Below are 13359 nucleotides of genomic sequence, written 5' to 3' on the forward strand. Positions count from 1 at the left end.
AATAAAGAACAGCCGGGGCCGGAGCTTTTTCGATCGATTAACGAAAGCGCATGAGCGGGTACCGACCGGAACCCATTCCGTCTTGTCGGCGGATTCGCAGATTGGACAGGAGCGTGTGCGGATTATTGCCGTGGTGCCTGATGCAGGAAATCGCTTTTACCGAGCCAGAAACGGAGAAGTGGGTTTGGACGAAGGGTGGAGGATTGCCGAATGTGTTAGGCGAGTCGTAGACGAAGACAAGGACCGGGATAAAAGGGCCATTATTGCGATCGTAGATGTTCCGGGACAGGCTTTTGGATATTCAGAAGAACTGCTTGGCATTCATCAATCCTGTGCGGCTGCTGTCGATGCCTATGCAACGGCCAGGGTAGAAGGGCACCCCGTTGTTGCGTTGATCGTCGGCCAGGCTATTTCAGGCGCCTTTCTCGCCCATGGCTTGCAGGCCAATCGAATCATAGCGCTGGACGATGCGAGCGTGAACGTACAGGTGATGTCCAAACAATCGGCAGCGAGGGTAACCCGGAGACGAATAGAAGAGTTGGATGAGACAGCGTGCAAAATCGCCGCAACCGCGTACGACGTGAAATCATTCGCCACGCTCGGTGCGCTTCATCATATGCTGGAGGGTATCCATGCCGATCTTCCCACATCCCGTGACATGGAGGTAATCGAAAGCGCATTGCTGCAAGCGATCACCCACGCACGCCAAACTCAGGCGGATTTGAGCAGCCGACTCCAATCTGTTCAAGCTCAGGCTTCACGCTCCTTATCGATTCACGTTCGCAGGGAACTCACTGAACAATGGAACTAAAGGTTCATGATTTGGTTAGGATTCATTCGTCTGCCGACTTAGAGTGTGTAAGTACAGTTCCGGAATGGGTACACCTTGCATTGAAACGGGCACCATGGGTGGTCGTCCGCCGCAGTCCCGTTAGTAACGGCCGTATCCCTGTAGGTGTGCGAGGAATAGGCCGTAAGCAACGCTTCGCCGCATTTCTTCCCATTCGATTCGTTAATGAGGTCGTGACCCCAGTACAGCTGGCGATCCAAGCACGGTGGCGTGAGTATTCCCTCAAAGCGGATTCACAGGTTTTCTCCCAATTGGAAGAGATCGCTGATTATTATAACCAAGCCGGTATCTGTTGGGGGCCGACGGGCAGTATTGGATTTGAACTGGCCAGTGGTGCCGACACCATTCATCCTGGAAGCGATATTGATCTGGCGATTTATTTGCCTCAGCAAGTGGAGTGGGAGACTGTTACGGGTTGGAATACCTTCAACCAACGTTGCTCAGTCAAGGTCGACGCATTGCTCGAAACACCAGCCGGTGCTTGCTCTTTATCCGAGCTTGCACGGCAGGAGAAGTCCACGGTTCTTTTGCGCACAACGAATGGCCCGGCGCTGGTGAAGTGTCCTTGGACCATCTGAGATAAAAGGAGGCTGCCAATATCCATGACTATGGCGTTTCTTTTTCCAGGCCAGGGTTCCCAATATCCAACCATGCTGCATCAATTGCCGGATCATCAGGTTGTACGAGAAATGATCGAGGAAGCTTCATGCATTTTGAATACCAATATTCTGGATTACGATACGGAGGAAAATCTAGCATCTACCGTTAGTGTGCAGCTTGCAATCCTGGTATCTGGTGTGGCCATGGCGCGAGCGCTTATTAACTGGGGAGGTTGGCCCTCCTTTGTGGCCGGCCATTCGATCGGTGCATTCGGAGCTGCAGTTATTTCAGGCGTATTGACCTTTCGTGATGCACTTCATCTGGTTCAACTACGAGCGACCCTGATGAAACAAGCTTTTCCTTACGGGTATGGAATGGGGGTTATTGTGGGTTTGGGTCCAATGCTGGTGCAGCAGCTTGTTGTTCGGACCGCAAGCAGCGCAGATCCAGTCTATATCGCCAACATCAATGCTTCGCACCAGGTTACCGTTGCAGGAACGATCACAGGAATTCGTCGAGTTCTGGATTCCGCACAAGGGTTAGGAGCACGTAAAGCTGAGCTGCTAAGGGTAGCCGTACCTTCCCATTGTCCATTAATGGAGTCTGTCGCCAGCAATCTAGAGAATACGATCAGCCGTGTTTCACTAAAAGAACCGCAAGTACCTTATATAGCGAACACAACCGCCCGGCTATTGCGGACGTCCGGAGCGATTCGCGAAGATTTGATTAAGAGTATTGCCAAACCAGTCCAATGGCACGATATGACAAAACAGTTGTATGAACGTGGAGCACGGTTATTCGTTGAGATGCCGCCAGGACTTGTTCTATCATCTCTGGTCAGAGCTTCCTATCCGTCCGCTCGGGTAGTTGCCGTATCTGGTACAGGGGTGGATTCACTGCTTTATCTGATTAAACAGGAGCAAGATCGTAACGAGCTGGGAAACTGAGATATTGAATAACTCCAGATAAAAACGAAAGCTTACTTACCAATAATAAAGGGGCGGTAAATGGTTATGAAACAGTTGATATTTATGAAACGATCAAAGAAACATCTGTTGGTTTTTCCTTTTTTACTGTTGTTGGCGGCAGGTTGTTCAAGCGGCGGAGGCGAGATGACTTCAGCGGATAAAGTAGATGATGGCAAACCTAAAGCTCCGGTCAAACTGAAAGTACTTTTTTCGAACCCCGGGATGACAGATGAAATCTTTCAGCAGCTTATCGCTGAGCCAGTGAAGCAGCTGTATCCGCATATCTCTTTTGAAACAATCAAATTTCAAACCGATTTTGGACTCAATGAATTAATAAGCGCTGGAGAAATTCCTGACCTCATTTATGCAACTCCGTATATTCAAAGTATGCTCGACAGTGATATTCCGCTTGATTTAACAGAGCAACTGAAGAAACATAATATCGATACGTCCCGGTTTAATCCAACCATTATGGATGCGATCAAAAGCTTTGGCACAAAAGGAGAAATTTATTCCCTTCCGTATATGAGCCAATCGTTCGCATTATGGTATAACAAAAGTATTTTTGATCGCTTTGGCGTCCCTTACCCGAAGGACGGCATGACCTGGGATGAGGCGATTGAGCTCAGCAAAAAGTTAGCCCGGGTGGAAAACGGCGTACAGTATCGGGGAATGGTCGCCACCCATGGTGGGATTGCGACGTTTGCATCTTCGATGTCAATCGAATTGGTCGATCCAAAAACGTCGAACGCGCTTGTTTCGGATCGCTGGGACGCCGTTTTTGCCAAAGGGAAAGCGCTTTATGATGTTGTCGAAAATCGCCCCCTCAAATTGAATGCAAGCAATGTTCAACTGTTCGTAAAGGATAAGACACTCGCCATGGCGCCATACTGGACCGGAGGCATGATCGGAAATTTAGCCTTGGTGAAGGATCTTGACTGGGATGTTGTGCAAGTACCATCCTTTGTGGAAGCGCCTAATAAATATTATCAGGTCGATTACCATCAGTTTGTGGTCAGCAAAACAACAAAACATATCGATGATGTCATGGATGTTTTGAAGGTGGTCGTATCGGATGAAGTTCAGGCGAAGGCTGCCAGGATGGGGAAAGAAACCGTGCTTACGAATCAGAGCATTATCGATCAGTTCGCGCAAGATCTTGATTTTGTTAAAGGCAAAAACCTGAAAGGCATCTTTAAGAGCCAACCGTCCAATATGATTTACCAATCCAAATATAACGGTGCGGTATCGGGTGCGATTAACGCAGCATTTAATGATGTATTCGAAGGTAAATCGGATATCAATTCAGCATTGCGAAAAGCCAAGGAAGAAGCAGACAAAAAAGTCGCCGAGTTGAAGGTACAGTAACCTTACCGACACAAGCGTTTCTACATTCAGGATGAAGATGATTTGGTAGGGGGAAATTCGAGTGAATAAGGATCGATTAATACGGATTGGTTTTAGTTTCTTATCCTCGTCGTTATTGTTAATGTCGCGTTTTTTTCGAGAGACGGAGGATTAGGGGGACATAAACATGTAGGGACTTGGCATAAAAACGTTGACACCGTTTTCAAAAAAAATTCGAGGTTGGGAAATGCTCACATCACACACCTATGATTAAACTATTTTGAAGCCGACAGCAGGATTGCGGCGAACACTCATATTGGTGCATTTGGAATCCCCAGAAATTGGGGATTTTTTATTTAAAAGCGCATATGCACATAATCAATTGACCATTGAACAGTGGTACATGACTACAACTAATATATACGAGTAAGACAGTAGTAATTGCTGTCGAGTGAAAAGAACATAGTCTCATTAATTGCTCCTAACTAAACTTGAATCATTAACTTGCCGATACATTCGTAGATACCTAAATTTACCGGATGGGGTGGCAGAATTGAAGGCAAAAATTATTATCACTTTTTTATTTATTTATTCACTAGCATCTATGCCCAATGTAGGAGCAGCGAACACAGGAAACTTAAAAGACATTTCCGGGCATTGGGCTGAAGCGCAAATCAAATCAGCAGTCGTTAAAGGTTATGTAAATGGTTATCAAGATGGAACTTTCAAGCCTGAAGCTCCTGTGAGTGGAGAAGAGTTTTTGGCTATGATGGTGCGAGCGTTAAAAATCCCCACCGAATCCCAGCTCTCGGAGGAATCTTGGTTTTCCCCAATTTACAAATCGGCAGGTAAAAGCGGTATTTATCAGGGGGATTATCAGAAAGGATGGGATCAACCACTCACCCGTGGTGACATGGCATTGACTTTAGAGAGGGCTACTCGACAAAGGAGTTTTAAGCAATTGGCTGAATCGTCCCCACAAAGTAGGATACAGGACATCGATTCGATGCACAACAATATGGAACCCAAACAAATGGTGTATGAATCGGTAAGGCGAGGGCTGATGACGGGCACAAGCTCTACCGAATTATCACTTGACTCCACCACAACTCGTGCTCAGGCTGTAGTAGTTATTGAACGAGTCATTTCTTATAATGCGGGGGAAAGTTTACCGATTGACCGACATACTTTGGAAGTCGCAGAAGTATTCTGGCATTCAACTAATCTGTTCACGGTTTGGTCGAATTTTCTCGGCATAGAAAATGCCAATAAATTTGATACGACAAAGTTACATATAGAGACCGATTTTTTCGTCGGTGACATTACCGGACTTTATATCATCGACGCTAATGACCCAGACTCACTCTATTGGGATAAAATACAATATCCATTAAGTGAATTATATAGAAAGTCATACAAAGATGCTTATCCGGTAGAAGATACTAAAGATGCTTATTATATTGTTCACAGTATTTCTGAAAATGAAATAGAGAATTCTCAACATCGTGCACTTATAAATATCAGCATAAATGGGGTAGGAGAGGATCCTGTAGCTTATTTCAATGCTGGGGACGTATCTGCCATGCGGGAAAGACTTGAGAATGGGTCATTTGAAGTAAAGGAAGTGCTCCTTTTAAGAAAGCATACTGTACCCAAGGTTGGCGAAGCGAGCCATCAAATAAACGGCAAATATTTTGATTCAAAGGTAGCTGTTCCCATCTGCATAGTGCCCAAATACAACGTTCTTGTAGACCACATAACGATCGATGTTTCTACAACTATGATCGGCGATGGTAAAAATCAACGAGTCTTGAATATATGGCCTACTGGTATTCGTACTTTGAAACCATATTCTAGTGACGTTGAGTTATACATGTTGGAGGAATTAAATTAAATAGACTGATTTATTTGGAGCAGGCGCCGCGGCGACCTGCTCCTGGTCATTGAAGTAACGGAAAATGCCCCCTCGAAAAAGGGGTCTTGGTACTGGGTCAAGAATATGATATATGTAAGATATTGGATTCAATTCGAATTTCAGAGAAACAAATCGGAAGAATCGCTCCAAAACAGGAGGTAACATATGAGTTCCATTCTAAAAATTATAGAAAAGCTAAAGTTGAACGTCTTGAATGTTGAAGATGTTCCAGAGTCATTTAGTTCTGATGTATACAAACTTACTCTTGCCAGTGGAGAAAACGTGTTTGTAAAAATTCCATTTAACAAGGATAAACTATTCCGTGAATTTCAGATGCTTGAAATATTAAAGGGTGTAATACCTGCTCCTAAGGTATTGGACATTTGGTACGGGGATGAAAGTACTACTGGAGCATTGCTTCTTTCAGCAATTCAAGGTATGCATTGTACAGGAGACATTGATGAGAAACTCTCTTTTCAAATTGGCGTGTATCATGCTATGCTCCATGAGGTTAAAACTCCTGGGTATGGTTACCATGTAACCGATGGTTTTAAGTTACTTGACCAAAATAATTGGAGATTACATATTAAAAGTAATTTTGAAAAGTGGAAAGAGCCATGCAAAGAGATTCTCGACTCAGAATTGTATGAGAGATGTATTCTTCACTTTGATGGAGTTTTTTCTGCTTTACCGGATCCTGACGGACCATGCATTGTTCACATGGATTTTAGACCAGGTAATATATTGGTGAATGGTAACGAGGTTGCTGGCATTATTGATTTCGAGAGTGCCCGTGGTGGATCGTCGGAAATAGATTTTACAAAAGTCAATCGATATATTTGGAAAGTCAATCCGAGAACAAAGTTACCGTTCATTGAAGGTTATCAATCGATTCGACCTATGCTGGCTCTGGAAAGAGTGCTGCCATTTTATGATTTTTACGATGCTTTCAACGCAGTTGTTTGGTGTAAAAACAGAGGAATTGAAAAAAATCAAACGTTCCTTCAGGAAAATATTCTTACTTTAAGGAATTCGGTAGGTTATTGAGTATAGTTGTTTAGATTTGATAGGGCAGGCCATCCCACAAAGGATGGCCTTTAAACTTGCCGTTACAGACAGCGCGGAGAACCGAAAGAGAAAATTCGTCTTTCACAATCGGGATAATTTTGATAGTACCGCGTAATCGGACTGTTTCCCTGGGAAAACGTAAAAGAGGGTGATAACACGCCTTCAATAAATTTTTTGTAAGGAGTCGCTAGAGTTTAAATGTTCCTACTTTATTTAATTCCAATATATTCCTGAAACCGCTTAAATGGTGTATCATAAGATACATCATTTTTATTTGATTATGCTTTGGGGGAGTACGTATATGCCAGTAATTAAAGTAGAAATGCTTCGTAAGGAGTTCCAGCGTCATAAGAGAAAACAGGGGATATAGGGCAGTATTTCGGATTTATTTCATAGGGAATATGAGGCCAAGGTTGCTGTTAACGACATTTCGTTTGAGATCTGTAAGGGGAAATGGTCGGCTATCTCGGTCCTAATGGTGCCGGCAAATCTACTTCAATTAAAATGATGGTCGATATATTGGTGCCAACCCCAGGTCGTGTCGAAGTTAACGGTATAGTACCGTATTAACGGCGCGTGATGGCACGCATGGTTACCGCAGCTGACAAAGGAGAACGAAACAATGAAAAAGTACATACTCTTCGATCATGATGGTGTTCTGGTTGATACCGAATTCTGGTATTACAAAGCGGGAGAACGCGCTCTGGCTGACATTGGATTTACCTTGGATAAAGATCAATACCTTCGCGACATGACCCAGTCATTGGGCACTTGGTCCCAAGCTAGGGCGGCAGGTATTGATGAACAGACCATCAGCAAGCAGCGTGAGGTCCGCAACGTCTATTATCAGGAATATCTAAGAACAGAAGCCATAGAGATTGAAGGCGTAGTTGAAACTCTAGCCGAACTGTCAAAGTACGTCGACATGGCCATCGTGACGACTGCAAAACGTGCGGATTTTCAACTTATTCATGAAAAGCGCCAGATTAGACAATTCATGGAATTCGTCCTTGTTCGCGAAGACTACGAGCGCACCAAGCCGCACCCGGAACCATACTTGACCGGCCTAAAGCGCTTCGGAGCTACCAAAGAAGAGACCATGGTTGTAGAGGATTCAAACAGAGGGTTGAACTCAGCCGTGGCGGCTGGTATCGACTGTACTATTGTCCATAACGACTTCACAAAAACACATGACTTTTCACAGGCCAGCTATCGAATCAAGACTCTGATTGAACTAAAGGACATTATCCTGAATGTAACCTGAGAAAGCACTCGCCAGCGTGTCCCGTACTTACTTTAGCACTAGGAGCAGCAACAGGTTGCCATCGAAGAATTTACTATGCATAAAAAGCAGCAATTGAAACGCTGCTTTTTTTGTTTGAACAACTTATAATTTCTAGACCAATGATTCGTATCATATGGTATATAACACTAAATAGATGTCCAATGACACAAAAGTGCCTACATAAACTAATCCGAAAAATATGAAAGAGCAACGGAATTGAGATGTGGGGGGGCGACGATGCTCGCCGGTCCGCTGAAATTTTGAAGTCTACAAGAATATTGGTTTACCACCGAAAGAAGCTTTTGTTTTCTATTCCTGTTCCGGCATGGTCGAAGGAGAAGTGAAAAATTGGGGACATGTAGCTTTGTCTCTTGAGAATGGAGACGCAATACACGCTTGGGATAGAGTAAGAATAGATAACTATTTAGAAATTGAAAGCCTCAAACCAGCACCAGGGTGGACCCAACCAAAGGTTATAGGATGGGCCCCTGTTGAAAGGATATTAGCCGGAATAAGGAACTAACACAATTATCACTATCGAGTATTATAGCTTAATAATCAACCAAAACGAGGCTGCCGATATGACAGCCTCGTTGCGCTAACGGGCAGTTTATAACCAAAAAATCACTTTCACCATTCTAAACTTCTTGTTTAGAATTGATGTAAGTATATAAAAAAATGTTGGAGGTATACCTATGCAAAATATAGATTACAGCAATTATTATTGGCAAGATGATGAAGTTAGATTGCGTGCAATACAGGCTGAAGATTGGGAAAGTTGTTACATAAGCGCATTTGATACTCCTGCACGTCGTCTTTTACAGACTGCTATTGAATTACCGCCTACAATTTCAGAGGCAAAAAAATTCGCAGAGGAAAATGCTGATTTTTCTTCAACTAACAGACGAATAATGTTTACTATTGAAAATTTGAACTGTGAAAGCATAGGTGGTATCAATTTAAACAGTATCGACGAGAGAAACGGAACTTTTAGTATAGGTATAGTGATAGATAAAGAGCATCGTGGTAAGGGATACGGAACAAGCGCTATGAAAATTCTCTTGAAGTATGCTTTCTTGGAACGAAGACTTAATAAATTCAATGACCGTGTTCTTGAAGGAATGAAGGTTCTGCGAAGATGATGAAGAAACTCGGCTGTGTTCAAGAAGGTGTACGTCGACAGGTCGTGTATATAAATGGACAATATTTAGATTTTATATTGTTTGGTTTAACTAAAGATGAATTTATTGAGAAGCAAAAAGAGGATAGAGAATTAAAGTAGGAAATTACGGGTAGTTTACCACAACGCAAAGGGCAGGAGAGGATACTGAATTGAGTCAGACTGAACAACATAAAACCATCGCCAAAACGATTGCAAAGGCATTCGGTGGAACACCAAAAGTATTCCGATACCACGACGATAACAATGAAAATACTTTTTAGGTTTTATCCTGTACGGATAGACCTTGGAATGATGTAGTTTCATATTCTACCGTAAGGTTGTCGGACCATTCAATTGATTTGACAGCAAGTGATATGCCTTTGCGTGTAGAACTTATCGGGGCGTGTAGCAAGGAATTTGGTTTGTTTCCCAATATCCTTGCAACCTGTGCCTTTAATGTCATCAACACTAATTTCCTTTGTCATCCTGGAGCAATTTATCCGAATATCGTTCGTTTCTATATGCCTGAAAGCCCGTTACGGGACATTTTGCTGGTTTCACCGTTTCTATGGGATGATAAACTATCAAGCATTCAGTTCACAGACAAGATGATTGCATGGCTAATGATTATTCCGATTTCAGAGGCAGAAAGTGCTTATGTAAACAAACATAGTTTAGATGTTTTAGAGGAGTTGTTTGAAAGAAACCAAATCAATGTATATGATTTAATGCGGGCATCAATTGTCAGCTAATACAACCGAACAACACAGTTGTTATTCAACTTAAGGGGAACGAGAGCTGAATATGCATACTCCACAAGCTGCCCTAGGAACTCTCGGCAGCTTCATTACGTTAACGGGCAGTTTAGTGCAACTTTCCATTATTTGGCGCCGTATAAGAAGTGAAACGATTTTTTTCGGGTATGTTGGTTGGCGGAACATTTGTAGGTGCATTGAGCGCGGCAACGACCATTGCCTTTGCTGACATGAATATTCAAGCAATCATCTGGCAAGCTTCGATCACATTCAATGTAAAGGGTACCCAAAGCATAATCACCGACGAAATCCTCAACTATGATAATAAAGTCTACGTACCATTTCGCACCTTTGCGGAAAAAATGGGGGCATCTGTTGGCTATACCGCTCCAGTAACTTACGGAGATAGGCACATGGTCGATGCGAGCTATGGGGAAGAAAAAGACTTTACATTAAGTGATCCAGATGGATACGTTAGCTTGGGTTATCTGAACTTTAAGCCCGGTGGGTCTAAGATACCAATTACCGGTATGGTAAAGTTAAATAAAGAATTGCCTGGCGGGGGGCTGTATTACGATTATTGCTTCAAGTATATGATGAAAAAAACAAGCTTGTCGGAGAGTTTCCGAATTTGTTCATTCCTCAAATTCAACCTGGGGAAATCAAAGGACTGTTTGGTTATGCAACCAAGCCACTCGATAGCACGGTAACTAAGTATTCGTTCAAAGTTCACGTCTCCACTGAAACTTAAACAGAAGTGTTATCAAATGTCGGACTGCCATTAACGGGCAGTGATTTAGAACTAAGCAGCAGACGGATAATCCGCCACTGAGTAAAATAAATTTATGACTGTCCTAAAACTAGTAAGCGGCTTCTAGCTCGTCAGCATGAGCTATTTAAAAAAGGCGATTGAAGGACTAAACCTATGAGGAGGGGTAATAATTTTTATGAAAAAGGTCATTATTGCATTTGTAAGTGGTGTGGTGATCTCCATGTCTTCGGTTGCCGTAGCAGCCACTCAATTTAATGTATCCTTATTCCCTTCCGAATTTATTTTTAATGGCGTAAATAAGCCAGTACCAAGTGAATATGAAGTTTTCAATTACAATGGTCACGTATATGTTCCGATTCGCTATGTCACAGAAAGCATGGGTGCAACCGTTGGGTTTACGGCTAGTCCGGACAATAAACCAAATCAAATATCCATTGATTATAAAGCAGTTAGCAAAAACAGCGACAATCCTTCTGGTTATGCCGATTCAGAAAAAAATAAGCGTCTCATTTCTTAGTATAAACCAAACGTCTAGAGGAACGTCTTTAACAGGCCAAGTGCTGCTAAATGATTCACTCTACACGAGAAACATCTTAACATTTAACATGGATGTCACCTTAAAAGACGGAAGAAAATTGCAAACTATTTCAGGCGCAGCGGTGGACATTGGAAAGGGCGAGCTGAAAACAATTAACATGAAATCGGTTGATTTTTTTGATGCACCAGATATCGCAAAAGTCGAAATTACAGTAAAAGAGATTGCCGAATATAAATAGCACAAGATCAGGCTCAATTGATATATATCCATCATTAATGCCCAGTTCTCGAAACTTGACGAGCTGTCGTTCCGGATTCTGATCTTTTGCCGATATACTTGGAGACGTATTTATTCAAGGAGGGGAACACGATGAATGATATCAAAAAAACATTGTCGTCCGTGATACTCCGGAAATAGCTGACTGGATGCATCCTCAATCGGAAGAACGCACAAAAAATTGAGGAGCGATATGCAAAAGTAAAAGAACAGTTAGCTAAACTAAGAAAGGCGCAAAAGTCAGGTCTAATTGATCCTCTGCAACCGGAGTAAGAGGTGTCAACGGTGGACCTAACGCGGCGCTCATCGCAAGAAAGGGAGGACATGGAGTTCAGATTCGTCTTCTTCCTAGAGCTAAAGCTAAAGAGCAAGACACCATTCCACATAGATGTGCGAAGCCTCCCTTATTGGGTGGCTTTTTAAGCCGGGCGGAAAACGACGAGTTATACGTTTAACAAAGCGGGCAACCGGGAAAGAGGTATCAATTATGAGGTTCGTTGTGACATTAAATTTTCATTCTGCTTGGCGTTTTACACGTAGATTGTTCGGCACGTTACTTACTTTAGCCATCGTGCTCATGGCAATAACCGCTTGCTCAGCTGATAAAAGCGTACTGCCAATTAGTACGGAAAACACGCCGGCAATTCAACCAACGGAAACGGTGGGAACAGATCATGTGGTTTTGGACATTCATGAGCCGGAAGGTACACCCATATCGGCCGATGTCAGGATGCATGCTTTTGATACATCATACTTTGACCAAGTTAATGCTATTTACAAAAATGCGCCGGCGTTAGTCGATACACAGCCTTATCTTGTGGTGATTGAAGGCAGCTATCAAAAACTGAAATTCACATACAAACTTACAAGTCCACTCTTAGATGTTCCACAAATGCTATCAGACGCGGGCTATGGGCAAATTACCGATAGCGCTTTAATCAACAGGATTTTTGGCAAAACGGAAAATGACGTTTATGGCCGCGCAAGCGATAATACTCTAATTGCATGGTCAGTTGAACATGGCATAGACGACGATCTGACAGTGGTCTACGGGAATTCATCAGATGGAAATTTGCCCAATATAAAGACGGAGCCTAAGGTAAAATATGTGTTTGACCCATCCTTCATCAACAAGGTTGTAAATGTATATAAGGATACAGCGCCGGATTTCAGCATACCGATTGGAACTCCGCCGATAGAGTTGGAGATTTATGCTGTGGGTGATATGCTGACGTTGAGCTTCTTCGTTAATACTGATAGCAGAGACGCACATATAAAATCGCTGCAAACCACATTGGAAACGGCAGGATTTACACAGACAGGCGAATTTTTTCACGGTTACGAATACAAGAAGGGAAAGATTAACGCAAGATATGACTATGGCGGTTCAGTAGATGGAGTTTCGGGAGTTAGTGTGAGCCTCCTGGTTAAAGAATGAAGGAGTTATTAATTATTTGGGATGAAATGAATTTACCAGTTGTAGAAAGCACATTGCAAAAGATTATTGAGAATATTGATGATGTTGAGGTAGTTGGTTTTAATACATGGATAGTAAACATGGAAATGAACAAAATCATTGAAATACACCATGAAGGTGAGATTATGATTGGAATTCACAAAAGAGAGTAATCTTTCTTTTATCGCTTCGGTCTATTCTAAAAGCTCATTGCGCTAACGGGCACGATAGCACAATAACCACTAATAGATAGCCATGAGTGAAACGCGAGAATAAACTGTGATTAAAGCAGTTTTTTCTTGCGTTTTTTTATTTAAGCAGCAAAGTTGTGTCGCGTAGTAAAGCAGTTATGTGCCGGTGCGCACAA

16 protein-coding genes and 1 pseudogene are annotated in these 13359 nt (G+C 42.8%); all 17 read left to right on the forward strand.

Annotation, left to right across the window (positions count from 1 at the left end; all coding sequences use genetic code 11):
- Position 1 precedes the first annotated feature (1 nt).
- The 17 genes and pseudogenes from mdcE (at position 2) to QMA13_RS17670 (ending at position 13165) form a co-directional block, all read left to right on the forward strand.
- Positions 2 to 811, forward strand: a complete 810-nt coding sequence (gene mdcE / locus QMA13_RS17595) for a biotin-independent malonate decarboxylase subunit gamma (RefSeq protein WP_282943429.1) — start codon at positions 2 to 4, stop codon at positions 809 to 811.
- Positions 802 to 1428, forward strand: a complete 627-nt coding sequence (locus tag QMA13_RS17600; RefSeq protein WP_282942992.1) for a malonate decarboxylase holo-ACP synthase — start codon at positions 802 to 804, stop codon at positions 1426 to 1428. The genes mdcE and QMA13_RS17600 overlap by 10 nt, the downstream gene beginning before the upstream one ends.
- A gap of 24 nt (positions 1429 to 1452) precedes the next feature.
- Positions 1453 to 2397 carry a malonate decarboxylase subunit epsilon gene (mdcH, locus tag QMA13_RS17605; protein WP_282942994.1) on the forward strand — a complete coding sequence of 315 codons (945 nt, stop codon included), beginning with the start codon at positions 1453 to 1455 and terminating at the stop codon, positions 2395 to 2397.
- Between the two features lie 84 nt (positions 2398 to 2481).
- Positions 2482 to 3786 (forward strand): ABC transporter substrate-binding protein, encoded by a 1305-nt coding sequence (locus tag QMA13_RS17610; protein ID WP_282942996.1) that lies wholly within the window; start codon positions 2482 to 2484, stop codon positions 3784 to 3786.
- 532 nt (positions 3787 to 4318) lie between these two features.
- Complete coding sequence (locus QMA13_RS17615; RefSeq protein WP_282942998.1) at positions 4319 to 5659, forward strand: S-layer homology domain-containing protein; 1341 nt, start codon at positions 4319 to 4321, stop codon at positions 5657 to 5659.
- 186 nt (positions 5660 to 5845) lie between these two features.
- Positions 5846 to 6727, forward strand: coding sequence for a phosphotransferase family protein (locus tag QMA13_RS17620; protein ID WP_282943000.1), 882 nt, complete (start codon positions 5846 to 5848; stop codon positions 6725 to 6727).
- 474 nt (positions 6728 to 7201) lie between these two features.
- Positions 7202 to 7318, forward strand: coding sequence for an ATP-binding cassette domain-containing protein (locus tag QMA13_RS36625; RefSeq protein WP_481858187.1), 117 nt, complete (start codon positions 7202 to 7204; stop codon positions 7316 to 7318).
- Positions 7319 to 7370: 52 nt separating this feature from the next.
- Positions 7371 to 8012 (forward strand): HAD family hydrolase, encoded by a 642-nt coding sequence (locus QMA13_RS17625; protein ID WP_282943001.1) that lies wholly within the window; start codon positions 7371 to 7373, stop codon positions 8010 to 8012.
- A gap of 346 nt (positions 8013 to 8358) precedes the next feature.
- Positions 8359 to 8556 carry a hypothetical protein gene (locus tag QMA13_RS17630; protein WP_282943003.1) on the forward strand — a complete coding sequence of 66 codons (198 nt, stop codon included), beginning with the start codon at positions 8359 to 8361 and terminating at the stop codon, positions 8554 to 8556.
- 172 nt (positions 8557 to 8728) lie between these two features.
- Positions 8729 to 9175, forward strand: a complete 447-nt coding sequence (locus tag QMA13_RS17635) for a GNAT family N-acetyltransferase (RefSeq protein ID WP_282943005.1) — start codon at positions 8729 to 8731, stop codon at positions 9173 to 9175.
- A complete protein-coding gene (locus tag QMA13_RS17640) occupies positions 9172 to 9315 on the forward strand; it encodes a GNAT family N-acetyltransferase (RefSeq protein WP_282943007.1) in 144 nt (47 codons plus the stop codon). The genes QMA13_RS17635 and QMA13_RS17640 overlap by 4 nt, the downstream gene beginning before the upstream one ends.
- A 173-nt stretch (positions 9316 to 9488) precedes the next feature.
- Positions 9489 to 9947 (forward strand): annotated as a pseudogene (locus QMA13_RS17645) (suppressor of fused domain protein); the annotation flags it as partial.
- 170 nt (positions 9948 to 10117) lie between these two features.
- Positions 10118 to 10660: a stalk domain-containing protein gene (locus tag QMA13_RS17650; protein WP_282943008.1), complete on the forward strand. Its 543-nt coding sequence runs from the start codon at positions 10118 to 10120 to the stop codon at positions 10658 to 10660.
- Between the two features lie 237 nt (positions 10661 to 10897).
- Complete coding sequence (locus QMA13_RS17655; RefSeq protein WP_282943010.1) at positions 10898 to 11239, forward strand: stalk domain-containing protein; 342 nt, start codon at positions 10898 to 10900, stop codon at positions 11237 to 11239.
- Between the two features lie 88 nt (positions 11240 to 11327).
- Positions 11328 to 11498, forward strand: coding sequence for a hypothetical protein (locus tag QMA13_RS17660; RefSeq protein ID WP_282943012.1), 171 nt, complete (start codon positions 11328 to 11330; stop codon positions 11496 to 11498).
- 525 nt (positions 11499 to 12023) lie between these two features.
- A complete protein-coding gene (locus QMA13_RS17665) occupies positions 12024 to 12974 on the forward strand; it encodes a hypothetical protein (RefSeq protein ID WP_282943013.1) in 951 nt (316 codons plus the stop codon).
- Entirely contained in the window at positions 12971 to 13165 is a 195-nt protein-coding gene (locus tag QMA13_RS17670) for a CDI toxin immunity protein (protein WP_481858188.1), read from the forward strand. The genes QMA13_RS17665 and QMA13_RS17670 overlap by 4 nt, the downstream gene beginning before the upstream one ends.
- Positions 13166 to 13359 lie beyond the last annotated feature (194 nt).

The organism is Paenibacillus sp. RC67 (genome assembly GCF_030020805.1).
Classification (GTDB): Bacteria; Bacillota; Bacilli; order Paenibacillales; family NBRC-103111; genus Paenibacillus_S.

Excerpts from the sequence above, each read along its gene's own strand:
- QMA13_RS17600 (WP_282942992.1), top strand. The coding sequence starts at position 802 with ATGGAACTAAAGGTTCATGATTTGGTTAGGATTCATTCGTCTGCCGAC.
- mdcH (WP_282942994.1), top strand. The coding sequence starts at position 1,453 with ATGACTATGGCGTTTCTTTTTCCAGGCCAGGGTTCCCAATATCCAACC.
- QMA13_RS17610 (WP_282942996.1), top strand. The coding sequence starts at position 2,482 with ATGAAACGATCAAAGAAACATCTGTTGGTTTTTCCTTTTTTACTGTTG.
- QMA13_RS17620 (WP_282943000.1), top strand. The coding sequence starts at position 5,846 with ATGAGTTCCATTCTAAAAATTATAGAAAAGCTAAAGTTGAACGTCTTG.
- QMA13_RS36625 (WP_481858187.1), top strand. The coding sequence starts at position 7,202 with ATGGTCGGCTATCTCGGTCCTAATGGTGCCGGCAAATCTACTTCAATT.
- QMA13_RS17625 (WP_282943001.1), top strand. The coding sequence starts at position 7,371 with ATGAAAAAGTACATACTCTTCGATCATGATGGTGTTCTGGTTGATACC.
- QMA13_RS17630 (WP_282943003.1), top strand. The coding sequence starts at position 8,359 with ATGGTCGAAGGAGAAGTGAAAAATTGGGGACATGTAGCTTTGTCTCTT.
- QMA13_RS17635 (WP_282943005.1), top strand. The coding sequence starts at position 8,729 with ATGCAAAATATAGATTACAGCAATTATTATTGGCAAGATGATGAAGTT.
- QMA13_RS17640 (WP_282943007.1), top strand. The coding sequence starts at position 9,172 with ATGATGAAGAAACTCGGCTGTGTTCAAGAAGGTGTACGTCGACAGGTC.
- QMA13_RS17650 (WP_282943008.1), top strand. The coding sequence starts at position 10,118 with ATGTTGGTTGGCGGAACATTTGTAGGTGCATTGAGCGCGGCAACGACC.
- QMA13_RS17655 (WP_282943010.1), top strand. The coding sequence starts at position 10,898 with ATGAAAAAGGTCATTATTGCATTTGTAAGTGGTGTGGTGATCTCCATG.
- QMA13_RS17660 (WP_282943012.1), top strand. The coding sequence starts at position 11,328 with ATGGATGTCACCTTAAAAGACGGAAGAAAATTGCAAACTATTTCAGGC.
- QMA13_RS17665 (WP_282943013.1), top strand. The coding sequence starts at position 12,024 with ATGAGGTTCGTTGTGACATTAAATTTTCATTCTGCTTGGCGTTTTACA.
- QMA13_RS17670 (WP_481858188.1), top strand. The coding sequence starts at position 12,971 with ATGAAGGAGTTATTAATTATTTGGGATGAAATGAATTTACCAGTTGTA.